Origin of the sequence: Leeuwenhoekiella sp. CH_XMU1409-2 (assembly GCF_037029365.1) — a bacterium.
GTDB classification, from domain to species: domain Bacteria; phylum Bacteroidota; class Bacteroidia; order Flavobacteriales; family Flavobacteriaceae; genus Leeuwenhoekiella; species Leeuwenhoekiella blandensis.
This window is the reverse complement of sequence record NZ_JAYMEI010000024.1, coordinates 36,967-49,883: the sequence shown is the minus strand read 5'-3', so window position 1 is coordinate 49,883 and position 12,917 is coordinate 36,967. Positions and strand designations below refer to the sequence as shown.

Annotated in this window: 7 protein-coding genes and 1 pseudogene; all 8 read right to left on the bottom strand. The window is 42.9% G+C overall.

The window, feature by feature from the left end; all coding sequences use genetic code 11:
• Positions 1–170: 170 nt before the first annotated feature.
• Positions 171–1,883, bottom strand: a complete 1,713-nt coding sequence (locus WA338_RS18040; RefSeq protein ID WP_336094432.1) for an efflux RND transporter periplasmic adaptor subunit — start codon at positions 1,881–1,883, stop codon at positions 171–173.
• An 18-nt stretch (positions 1,884–1,901) separates the two neighbouring features.
• On the bottom strand, positions 1,902–2,606 hold the full coding sequence (locus WA338_RS18035) for a PepSY domain-containing protein (protein WP_336094431.1): 705 nt from the start codon (positions 2,604–2,606) through the stop codon (positions 1,902–1,904).
• A 6-nt stretch (positions 2,607–2,612) separates the two neighbouring features.
• Positions 2,613–5,342 carry a heavy metal translocating P-type ATPase gene (locus WA338_RS18030; RefSeq protein ID WP_336094429.1) on the bottom strand — a complete coding sequence of 910 codons (2,730 nt, stop codon included), beginning with the start codon at positions 5,340–5,342 and terminating at the stop codon, positions 2,613–2,615.
• 30 nt (positions 5,343–5,372) lie between these two features.
• Positions 5,373–6,593, bottom strand: a complete 1,221-nt coding sequence (locus WA338_RS18025; protein WP_336094427.1) for a permease — start codon at positions 6,591–6,593, stop codon at positions 5,373–5,375.
• 10 nt (positions 6,594–6,603) lie between these two features.
• Entirely contained in the window at positions 6,604–7,221 is a 618-nt protein-coding gene (locus tag WA338_RS18020; protein WP_009779794.1) for a DUF3347 domain-containing protein, read from the bottom strand.
• A gap of 4 nt (positions 7,222–7,225) precedes the next feature.
• A complete protein-coding gene (locus WA338_RS18015; RefSeq protein ID WP_273017063.1) occupies positions 7,226–8,452 on the bottom strand; it encodes a TolC family protein in 1,227 nt (408 codons plus the stop codon).
• A pseudogene (locus WA338_RS18010) lies at positions 8,445–12,188 on the bottom strand (efflux RND transporter permease subunit). The gene WA338_RS18015 and the pseudogene WA338_RS18010 overlap by 8 nt, the downstream one beginning before the upstream one ends.
• Before the next feature lie 118 nt (positions 12,189–12,306).
• Complete coding sequence (locus WA338_RS18005; RefSeq protein WP_273017064.1) at positions 12,307–12,729, bottom strand: HYC_CC_PP family protein; 423 nt, start codon at positions 12,727–12,729, stop codon at positions 12,307–12,309.
• Positions 12,730–12,917: the final 188 nt, after the last annotated feature.

The following is a 12,917-nucleotide window of genomic DNA, read 5'->3' as shown; positions in this document are numbered from 1 at the left end:
AAAGTTCACCCATCCTTTTCTTTTGGAAAATTAATTCAAAATCATTTTACAAACCTAAGAGCCGACAAAGGCAGGCCCATAAGGCATTGGTTGAAAACGAATTTTCAATTTCGAGGCATGCCGATAATTATCGGGACGGGGTATTAAAACCTTTGGTGGTGCCAATAAATTTACAAACCTAAAGTATCTATCACACTTCCGCAGGTGAGCATCGCATCTCCGTAATAAGGATTACGTATTTCCGAAGAAGAACTCAACCAGACCGCACCCTTGCTGTTATTTGCCATTGGGCAACTTTGCACATACAAATCAGGTGCAATTCCCGAAATATTATTTACTAAAACAACCATATTTTCATTCAAAATAACAAACGCTGCACGCTGTTCTTCTAAAGTCTCTGACGCCGAAATCGCCTTGAGCTTTTGCTGAATCATCTCAAAATGAGATTTTACCATTCCCTCCAAATCTTGATTTTCTACAGATTGAAGCTCTACCTGTAAATTTGCTGCTGCACTACTAATGTGTTCAACTTCTGAGGCCACAAAAGCATCTTTTAAGGTCAAATAATTTGGTACTACATTTTTCAGTTGACTTTGAAAATCCTTTGGTAATTGCATTCTCATTGTATTCATCTCCTCAGTTGAAGTACCTTCAGAGGTAGCATTCATCATCGATTTTTTTCCGCTCAATTGTGCTGCTGCATCTACGGTAAAGGTTCCATTGGTAACGATTTCCTCTCCGTTGCTTAATCCTGAAACAATACTATAACTATCGCCTATTTTCTCACCCAAGGTGACCTCTCGCATTTCAAAAATAGATGCATTCGCATTAGGCTTTACATAAACTAGCGAGCGTTCGCCCGTCCACATCACCGCAGAAGCAGGAACCATTAAACCTGAATTCTTATTAGACACACCGGTTACTTTTGCTTCTACAAACATTCCGGGCTTTAATAGATCTTCAGCATTATTTAAAGTTGCACGCACGGTAACTGTACGTGATTGGGTATCTAAAACCGGATCAATAAATGAGATTTCCGCATCAAATATTTTGTTGGGATAGGCATTGCTGCTAATGCGTATGCTTTGTCCCTTTTTAAGCTGATTGATCTGACTTTCATAAGCATCAAATTCAGCCCAAACCGTACTCAGGTCGGCTATTTTAAAAATGGGATTTCCGTCCATCACGTGTGCCCCCTCGTTAACCGAAATTTCACTCACCACTCCAGAAAAGCTTGCATAAATAGGAAATCTAGTCACCGTTTTTCCGGTCTCTTCAATTTGGTCTAAAAGCGCATCAGAGATCATCCAGTTTTTAAACTTCTTACGCACTGCTGCATATAATTTAGGTTGAGCGCCTTTTAGCTTTGCTGCAGTAAACAATTCTTGTTGAGCCGCTACCAATTCCGGCGAATAAATAGTCGCAACTTCTTGTCCTTTACGCACCTCCTGCCCTACTGAAGAAACCAATAAGCGTTCTACCCGACCGTCAAAATGTGCCGGCTGGGTTGCAGTCTCATCTTCATTCACGGCTATTTTACCCGACAAAGTAAGCGCCTCTGAAACAGCATCACTAGTGCCAACCACCGTAGTTTGAATATTGGCCAGCGCCAGAGCATTCTCAGTCATTTTAAACTGATTTGCGGTAAGTCCATCGCTACTACTTTCTGCAGGAATTAGATCCATCCCGCAAATAGGGCAATCACCGGGTTCTTCACGCATAATTTGTGGATGCATTGAGCAGGTCCACATTTGAGAGGCATTCTCATGATTATGGGATTCTTCAGCCGTATCCTGTTGTTCTTCCGCAGCATTGAATAAGACATATCCCAATCCCAGACCTACGATCGCAGCCAATACTATGTATACAATTGATTTATTCATCATCAAAAAAGTTTAAATCTATTTTCGCTTTTTCTTCAGCTTTCTTAAAGTTGGCGAACTAATATACCAAAGCACAAATCCGCTCAAAACGGTTATCAATCCCAAAACTGAAAATGCGCGTAAAAGCCAATTATTAATATCATCACGACTTTCATAATCCATGGTGTGCGTCATCCAGAGAAAGTCAAACCAACGCCAGTCGCGATGTCGCACCGTTTGAAACGCCCCATCTTTTGTAGAAATGTAGGCTTTAATCGCATCGTCGCCTTTATAACGCACCACATACGCCGGCAACAAGCGCTCGCGATACTCGTGATGTTTTCCTGCGGAAGTTATATGCGTAACGTCTGCAACTTCCAGATGATCTGCCATATGCTTTGAAGCAATACTTAGGGCTTCTTCCTCGGTAATTTCTTCCTTTTGCTCTCCGGTCTGGGCGTTGTACAAAAGACTATCATTCACCCAATAATACGGTGTAGCATTGATCTCTCGCAGTGCAACTGAACGGATCCTTAAAGTTGAATCTAACGCAGATGGACTTACCAAATTCTCAAAGGCTACCGGTGCTGCCGGTTTGCGTAAATGATCCCCGTGAATTTCATCGATATCTGTCCAACTGAAATACAAGCCACTCACCGTCCACAGGATGAATTGAATCCCGATAAAGAGCCCCAAATACCGATGGGCTTTTCTAAGCTGTTTACGTACTCTAATTTTTCCCATCAATACTTATTCTAAAGATTTTGCGCGCAGTCGTAACGCATTTGCAATTACTGAAACCGAACTAAAACTCATCGCCAATGCAGCAATCATTGGCGATAGTAAAATCCCAAAAAACGGATATAATACTCCCGCCGCCACCGGTACACCAATGGAATTGTAGACCAGTGCAAAAAATAAATTTTGCTTGATATTACGCATCACGGCATCGCTTAGATTTTTGGCTTTTACAATACCGTGCAAATCGCCTTTTACCAGCGTGATCGCGGCACTTTCTATAGCGACATCAGTTCCCGTGCCCATTGCGATCCCTACATTGCTTTGCGCCAAGGCCGGCGCATCATTGATGCCATCACCAACCATTGCCACGTGTTTTCCTTCTTGTTGCAACCGAGCAACTTCTGCTTGTTTATCCTGCGGAAGCATTCCTGCTTTAAAATCGGTTAGATCAAGTTCGTTAGCCACGGCGCGTGCGGTATCTTCGTTATCACCGGTGAGCATGATTACGGAGATTCCTTTTTCTTTTAAGCTTTGAATAGCCTTTTTACTCGTCGCTTTGATCTTATCAGATATCACCACATACCCCAGAACCTCATTATCAACAGCTAAAAAGGAAACCGTTTTTCCCTTTTGTTGTTCGCTTAAGGCTTCTTTTTCCAAAACCGCATCCAACTTTGCTGAAGCTTCTTCCATCATTTTTTTATTGCCTAAAGCAACTTTTTTACCTTCAAGGCTTCCGGTTACTCCCTTTCCGGTAACTGCATTAAAATCTTCAGCTTTAGAAATAGTTATGTTTTTTTCTTCAGCATAACGCAGGGTCGCTTCTGCCAAAGGATGTTCACTCAAGGCATTGAGCGCAGCGATATAGTTTAAAACTTCAGTTTCTGAACTATGGTGTACAGCACCAATTTTTTCAACTGAAGGTTTTCCCTCGGTTAGCGTACCGGTTTTGTCCACGATGAGTGTATCTATCGCATTCATTTTCTCGAGGGCTTCGGCATTTTTGATCAGTACTCCGTTTTGCGCTCCTTTACCTACACCTACCATTACAGACATAGGCGTTGCCAGTCCTAAAGCACAAGGGCACGCGATGATCAAGACCGCAATCGCATTGATCAAGGCATAAACATAAACCGGTTGCGGACCAAAAATCGCCCATAGAATAAACGTGATGATCGAAACTCCAACCACAATAGGGACAAAATATCCTGAAATTCTATCTGCTAATTTTTGGATGGGTGCCTGACTGCGACTGGCTTTATTGACCATCTCAATAATTTGAGAAAGCAAGGTTTCTCCCCCTATTTTTTCAGCTTCCATCAAAAAAGATTGGTTACCATTGATGGTCCCGCTACTCACGCTGTCGCCTTCGTTTTTAGAAACCGGAATCGGCTCACCGGTGATCATCGATTCGTCTATAGAAGTTTCGCCTTGGGTTATTTTACCGTCTACCGGAATTTTAGCCCCTGGCTTCACCCTTAAAATCGCTCCTTTTTCTATGGAATCTATAGCGACCTCGTGTTCTTCTCCATCAATCACCTGAATGGCTTTATTAGGTGCTAGTTTCAACAATTCTTTTACCGCCGAATTGGTTTTACTGTGCGCACGAGCTTCTAAAACTTGCCCCATTAATACCAAAGTGAGAATTACCGTTGCCGCTTCAAAATACACGTGCACCGTGCCTGATTCTGTTTTGAATTGCTCCGGAAAGAAATCGGGTACCAGCAAACCAAAAACACTAAAAGTCCACGCGACCCCGGCACCTATGCCTATAAGTGTAAACATATTGAGATTCCAGGTTTTTACAGAGCGCCACGCGCGTTCAAAGAACATCCAGGTCGCATAAAAAACGACAGGAAGCGATAACCCAAACTGTACCCAGTTCCAATACTTTAGCGGCATAAGATCATACAACGGATTGTTGTTGAGCATCTCGCTCATCGCGATCAAAAACACCGGAAGCGTAAAGCCTAAGGCGATCCAAAACTTGCGCAACAACTTCTTATAGCTTTTCTCTTCTGCAGAGAGGTCGGGTTCTTTAGGTACCAGATCCATCCCGCAAATAGGGCAACTTCCCGGTTCTTCCTCGACGATCTCAGGATGCATCGGGCAGGTATAGTGCTCTGCAGAAGTGGCTGAAAGCGATTGCTCCTCGACCAAGTCCATCCCGCAAACCGGGCAATCGCCAGGCTTATCATAGGTTTTATCGCCTTCACAGTGCATCGGGCAATAAAAAGTACCGGTACCTTGGGTGTCGGCTTTTTGCTTTTTGCTCTCGCTTGATTGATGACCGTGTGCTCCCGATTTGTGTATCGTATAAGCCCCGCCATCATCTGCAAGTGCCTTTTTAAACCTTGCTAGCGGAATATGCTTTTTCATCGTAATGCTAGCTTCAGCTTTTTCCAGATCGACGCTCACCGATTGAACACCTTCAACATTCGCTAAAGTCTGCTCCACGTGATTTCGGCAGCCATTACAACTCATCCCGTGAATGTGATAGGTATGTTGCATAGCTTCATCTTCTGAAGCCGGCATATGAATACTATACCCACCTCCATCTTCCGCAAGTGCTTTTTGAAAAGTTTCTAAAGGAATATGCTCGTGCATCTCGATAGTCGCTTCAGCATTTTCCAGATCAACGCTCACCGATTGAACACCATCCACCTTTGCCAAGATCTGCTCGACGTGGTTTCGGCAGCCATTACAACTCATTCCGTGTATATGATAGGTATGTTTCATTTTACTATTTGTTTGTAAATAAGGTCGTCGCTAGACAAAAAACTTTACGATTAAACCTCCGGCTAGCCAGAGATAACAAAGGAACGCGGCATACTTTAATGTGCTCTCCAAAGTCTTGCTTTTAGGTGCCATTTCTTTCATATGCATAAGATCCTTCCGCTTAAAAAAGCCCAGATAGATCAGGTATCCTGAAACAGCTAGAAAAGCGAGATTCAAGAAAAACGTGTAATTGATCTTGAAGTATTCTGAATCTTGAACCGTAACCTGCGAAGGATCTGGAAGCATACTCAAAAGATCAAAACCATAATGCAAGATCAAAGAGGCTCCCACCAGTGCGGTGAACAATAAAAACAGAATAAACAACGACATCTTCCAGCCGTAGTATTTGGCGTTGATTCTCAAAATAGGAAACACCACCAGATCGCTGAAAATAAACGCCATTACGCCGGCAAAGCTCACCCCTTTTCCAAAAAGCAATGCTGCCAGCGGAATATTCCCCATAGAACCGATAAAAGTGATGAATGCTGCGACCGGACCTACGATGATGTGCTCTAAGATTTCCAGAAAACTAAAGTCGGTATTCCCATTTCCTGAGCCGATAAACAAGGTTTGAAACCACGCATCAGGAACAAAAGCTGCCACGATACCGGCAATTGTGAAGCCCACGGTTACGTCTTTCCAAACCATCTTCCACTCCATTCCGTATTGCTTAGAAACTTTTGCCCAGCTTTCTTCAGACTTCATTTTTTGTTTCCAGGATTTGGAACCTGAATCCTCATCGGCTTCAGTATCACCCAGGTTTTTACGCGCTTGCTCAATGAGCTTTTTCGGATTGATCAAACGGATTAAGATCCAGCTCAACAGAATAAGCAAAATACCTCCCACATATTCTCCAACCACAAATTGCCAACCCAGAAAGATAGAAATGATAATCCCGAGTTCAATAACCAGATTAGTCGATGCCAATAAAAAGGCAATACTCGATACAAAACTTGCTCCTTTTTTAAACAGAGATTTGGTGGAAGCCAGCGCCGCAAAGCTGCACGAACTGCTGATAAACCCAAAAAAGGTTCCCAGCAGAACACCTTTGGTCTCCTTGCCTCCCATTGTTTTTTGCATTTTCTTTTCGGTGACAAAGATCTGTATCATACTGCTTATGATATAGCCCAGCGCAAACGCCCAAAGTGCCATCCAAAAAAATCCTGCCGTGGTGTAGGCTGCCTCGCCCCATTGGTTAAAAAAGTCAGTCATAAGCTTGTATTTATTGCGTTATCGTTGCTGTTACAGAACCACAGTTCAGCATTTTATCTCCAAAATAAGGGTTCTTGATCGCCGACTCGTTAGAAAACCAATCTGCTCCTTCGCCACTAAAGGCCATTGGGCAATGCTGCTTATACAGTGTTCCTGCGTTGATCGTACTTTTAAAATAAGCTTCAACAGCATTCGAAAATTTGGAAAAAGCTTCGCGTTGTGCTGCAACATCTTCGGTCTTTGCGATTCCTTCAGCCATTGCTTTTAGCTTGGCATTATCTTCGTCAAAAATCATTGCCAGTTGTGCTGCTTCTTGTTTCGCTTTTGCTGCATCAGTAGCGACCAAAGCTTCACGTACCGCATTGTAAGCTTTCCAAACTGCCATGGCATTTTCATCAGTAAACGCTAATGCCGCAGTATCTTCATTCATAGCTTCTGAAGTTTTTTCAGAAGTTGCGTGGTTCATTTCGCCCATTTCATCCATCTCGTCCATTTCCATAGATTCATCCATAGCATGATCCATTTCTAGTTCAACTTCAGCATCCTTATCTGATTTTTTATCATCCCCACAAGAAGCTAAGGTTAATGCCAAAACGGCGACACTCATAAATTTTACAGTCTCTTTCATTGTTTTAGATATTAGTTAAATAATTGATTAAAGCAGCCTGCTCATAGTAGTTTTGAACAGCCTGTAATTGTTTTAATTGAAATTCTAATTGTAATTCTTGTATATCAAGCACGTCGTTAAAATCGATGCTGCCGGTCTCGTAGCTTTTAAGCAGAATCTCTTCAGCATCTTGTGCCTGAGCTATATTTTGTTTTTGGGTATTAAAATTAATACGCGCCGTATTTTTATTCTGTTTAGCTTCTGCTAAAAGATTTTTTAAGGTGTTCAATCGTTGCGCTTTTTGCGCATCCAGCTCTTGCTGTCGCAACTCATTTTGGCGAGAAACCGATTTGTATTTGGAATTGAAAATAGGCACCGAAACCGAAACCATAGGCATCACGATATCCTTACCATTATCTGCCGGAAACATATCAGTACGTTCAGAAACCGGAATATAATCTAAGCCTACACCCCATTTTGGCGAAGCTTCCTGACGGTTTAAAATTTCAGCTTGTGTGACGCTTTCATACAATTTATCATACTTCAAAAGCTCAGGATTCGCTGAAAGATCATCTGGATTAATCTGCGCATCTTCCGTCGGAATAGATAGACTATCAACAACCAGAATCCTTCCTTCTGAAGCTGTGTTCAAGGTGTTCTTAAACTGAATTTCTGCAGCGACACGTCGCTCTTCAAGAATTTGCTGCTGCGCTTTCAATTCGTTTTGACGCATCTCGAGTTTCAGCACATCTACCGCCGAAGCCTTTGCGACTTCCACTGCATTCAATGCTAATTCCTTGTAGCGCTCGAGCAGCTCCACATTTTGCTGCACAACTTTGCTTTGGGCTTCTATAGTATACAATTTGTAATAGCCTTGAGCGACCGCCAGGCCCAGCTTCCGCTTTGCGATCACATACTCGAGATATTCTGTTTCTACCAAAGCATCTTGATACTTTTCACGTTTTGCTATAGTGCCAAACCAAGGCAACATTTGCTTCACCGAAAAACGCGCGCGCTGTGCGCCAACACGAGTTTCTGGCGTACTCACAAAATACCCCACACCAAACTCGGTATCCGGAAGGGTATTCACTTCATTCACCTTTTCTTGCGCGATCGAATAACGCAATTCATACGCCTGAACTTCCGGATTGTTGGTTTCAGCTTCTGCTATATAACCGCTCAAATCCTGAGCAGGCGCCACAGCGGTGAAGCCTAATACTATTGCGATCGCTATGTTGATTCTCCTATTCATGGTTTTTAAGTGCTAATTCTTTTTTCCAGCTGTACAACACGGGAACTATAAAGTACGAAGTCACGTCAATGATCATCCCGCCAAAAACGGGTATCGCCATCGGGATCATAATATCACTTCCCCGTCCTGTAGACGTCAATACCGGCAATAATGCCAAAATTGTGGTTACCGTTGTCATCAAACATGGTCGTATGCGTTTACCGGCAGCCTTAAGCGTAGCGAGACGTATTTGTTTTTTGTCCTTTGGTTTTTCAGCATCAAAAGTCTGGGTAAGATAAGTGGCCATCACAACCCCATCATCGGTCGCGATTCCAAAAAGTGCAATAAAACCAACCCAAACCGCTACACTCAGATTTATGGTTTTCATATTGAATAAGTCCCTGAGGTTCGCACCAAAAAAGTCGAAGTTTAAGAACCAATCTTGACCGTATAACCAGAGCATAATAAAGCCTCCGGCGAAAGCCACTGCGATTCCTGTAAAGACCATTAAGGAAGTTGTTACCGATTTAAACTGAAAATAAAGGATCAGGAAAATGATGATTAAAGCTAGAGGAACTACTACAGCTAAAGTTTTTTCAGCACGCAATTGGTTCTCATAAGTACCGGTAAATTGATAACTGATCCCTTGCGGAACCACCAACTCCCCGGAGTCTATCTTTGACTGAAGCACTGCCTGTGCATTTTCTACCACATCTACTTCAGCATAACCATCGAGTTTATCAAATAACACATAACCTACCAGAAAGGTATCTTCACTTTTGATCACCTGTGGACCTTGCTCATAACGGATATCTACAAGTTCGCCCAATGGCACCGGACTCCCACCGGAAACCGGAACATAAATTTTCTTAAGATCATCGGGGTTTTCACGAAGCTCTCTAGGATAGCGCACCCGCACTGAATACCGCTCACGACCTTCTACGGTTTGGGTAATAGGCATTCCGCCTACAGCAACTTCAAGAACCTGCTGCACATCTGCAATGCTAATACCATAACGTGCCAATCGATCGCGTTTGATGTCGATGAGTAAATAAGGTTTACCCACGATGCGATCTGCAAAAACAGCCTCTTGTTTGACGCCTTCGGTTTGCTTTAAAAGTTTTTCAAGCTGAAAACCAAAAGCCTCGATCTGTTTTAAATCCTGTCCTTTTACTTTGATCCCCATAGGGGCACGCATTCCTGTTTGCAACATCACAAGCCGCGTTTCTATAGGTTGAAGTTTAGGCGCAGAAGTCACTCCCGGAAGTTTAGAAACCCGAGCTATCTCATTCCAAATATCATCAGGAGACTGAACCTCAGGACGCCAATTGCGGTAATATTCCCCATCTTCATCTTCGATCAAAGCTTCAGCTTTAACCGGAAAACTTCTATTACTTACAGAACCTTCATCAACTTCAGTAGAATTTGGATTAGAGGTTTTTCCTCCTGCTTTCAATACAAAATAGCCCGCCTCATCCACTTGATACCGTTGCTTTTTACCGGCGGTATTCAGCATATATTCGGGTTTGTATTGAATGATATTCTCGTACATCGATAAAGGTGCAGGATCGAGTGCCGACTCGGTTCTTCCGGCTTTTCCCACCACAGTTTCAATCTCCGGGATACTCGCCACAGCCATATCAAGCTGTTGTAACACGCGTTTATTTTCTTCTACACCGGCGTGCGGTAAAGAAGTAGGCATTAGTAGAAAAGTACCTTCATTAAGCGCCGGCATAAACTCTTTACCCGCATTAGAAAGTATAAATCCGCCGGAAATCAATAAGCCAAGCGGAATGCTTAAAAACACAATTCGATTGGCCAATGCCCAGCCTAAGATACGTTCGTAAAAACGACGCAACAGCCAAAATGCACCAAAAAATGCTGCACATAAAAGCGCTACAAAAATAAAGTTGATGAGGATGCTTCGGTTGAATCCTAATGGGCGCCAATAGGTTGCCAACAGAATTGCGATGGCTACGACGGTCAGTATACCTTCGGCATTTTTTAAATTGTTGAAAGGAAGCGCTTTCGCTGCGCGTAAAAAATAAAGTGCTCCAAAAGCGATCAATAGCAAGCCTAACCAAACTCCGTAGAAAATCGCTATAACACCTAAAACAATGAGAAGGGCATTAAGTGTTCTCGCGGTGGTCTTTTTAAAGCTGCGCTTTCTAAAAATTAAAGCGGCAAAAGGCGGAATGAGAAAAAGTGCAATGACCAGTGAAGCCGTTAATGCTGCGGTTTTCGTAAATGCAAGCGGTCGAAACAATTTACCTTCTGCTCCCACCATCGTAAATACCGGGATAAAACTGATGATCGTAGTAAGCACGGCCGTAACGATCGCTCCGGAAACCTAAGCAGTAGCATTATAAATAATCGTATTGAATGGAAGTTTTGAGGATTTACCAACTTCCTCATCCAAATGCCTGATCATATTTTCAGTCAAGATGACGCCTACATCTACCATCGTCCCGATGGCAATAGCGATACCTGAAAGAGCAACAATATTGGCATCTACCTCAAAGAGCTTCATCGCTACAAACACCATCAAAACAGCGACCGGTAATAATCCGGAGATCAAGACGGAAGCTCTCAAGTTGAAAATCATCACCACGATCACAAGAATAGTGATAAGAATCTCCATCGTGAGTGCTTCATCAAGCGTACCTAGAGTCTCATGAATAAGTTGTGTGCGATCGTAAAACGGAACGATCGTTAACTGGGATTTTCGCCCATCTGCAAGTGTTTTTGAAGGCAGCCCACCACTAATTTCCTGGATCTTCGCTTTGACATTGGTGATGACTTCCATAGGGTTGGCGCCATAGCGCGCAACGACAACTCCGCCTACCACCTCTGCGCCTTCTTTATCAAGAATTCCGCGTCGTGGCGCAGGTCCTAAGCTCACTTGAGCCACATCTTTAACGCGAATAGACGTATACTCTTGAGCGGTGATCACGGCATTTTCTATATCTGCAATAGACTTGATGTAGCCTAAACCGCGTACCAGGTACTCCGCCTTATTGATCTCTAAAGTTTGTGCTCCTACATCTTCATTACTCGACTTTACCGCTTTGACCAAAGCATCGAGGCTTATACCGTACTGCTTCAATAATTCTGGATTTACATCGATTTGATATTCCTGAACATAACCTCCAATGGAAGCTACTTCGGAAACACCTCCAGCAGAAGCCAGACCATATTTCACATAATAATCCTGAATGCTGCGCAATTCCTGCAAGTCCCAGCCGCCGGTCACATTACCAGCTGCATCGCGTCCTTCTAAAGTATACCAATAGATTTGGCCCAATCCTGTAGCGTCAGGTCCCAGAGTTGGGTTAACACCGTCCGGTAGTAAACCGGAAGGCAGCGAGTTGAGCTTCTCTAAAATGCGACTGCGGCTCCAGTAAAATTCGATGTCTTCTTCAAAAATGATGTAGATACTTGAAAAGCCAAACATCGACGAACTGCGTATCGTTTTCACCCCGGGAATCCCAAGCAAGGCAGACGTCAACGGGTACGAAATCTGGTCTTCAATATCTTGAGGAGAACGGCCTTGCCATTGGGTAAATACGATTTGCTGATTTTCTCCAATATCCGGAATGGCATCTACTGCAACAGGATCACGTGGAATCCCGACAGCTGTCGGGACCGTATCCCAATTAAAGGGTGCCGTAGCAATCCCCCAGCCCAATATAAGAGCCAAGAGTAAAAAAGCTACCAGCTTATTTTCGATAAAAAATTTAATGCTTTTGTTGAGCATAAGATGAAATGTATGTTATGAAACGCTATTTTTTCAGTCTAAAAACTGAAGTACAAGCTGTTCTTCCGCGGATGCGAAACAACTAAGATTCAGGCTCAAAGAACCTAAGCATACATTATCAAATTAAATAAACCTCATCCAGAGTCTGAACATCCCTGACGAGTAACGGAGGTGTGTAGTTTCTATACGCTTTTGGAGTCACCGTTTGCGGTGTAAACAGCGCTGCGTAGGAATAGAAAAAAGAGGTAATAAAAACCTGTTGCTCTAGATCTATAGAAGTAAAGCTGGGTTTAAGATCGTCGTGACCTTTAGCGGTAACTGATTTATCTTGACAACACGATTTTTTTACAATCTGAAGATCGCATCCTGCATTTTCGTTAGGAATGCTTAGCTCCATCCCGCAAGATTTTGCTTTTTGAACTAATGCATAATCCACTAAAGTATCGCCACAATAATGCATATTCACAGTAAAGGACATCGTCGTACAAAGTACTACGAAAGCCATCAACACTGCCATTATTTGTTTTGATACGTGTTTCATATTAATTACAAAGGTAATCAAAAATATAGCTCCGTGTAAAAGTTATCGTTAAGGGCCAGCTTTTTATCAAAAAAATGGATTTAACTTTATAACTTGAAACTGCTGAATAAACTACCTCAGGCCAAGCCTGTCTGACGACAAAGGCAGGCCCATGAGGCATTGGTTGAAAACGAATTTTCAATTTCGAG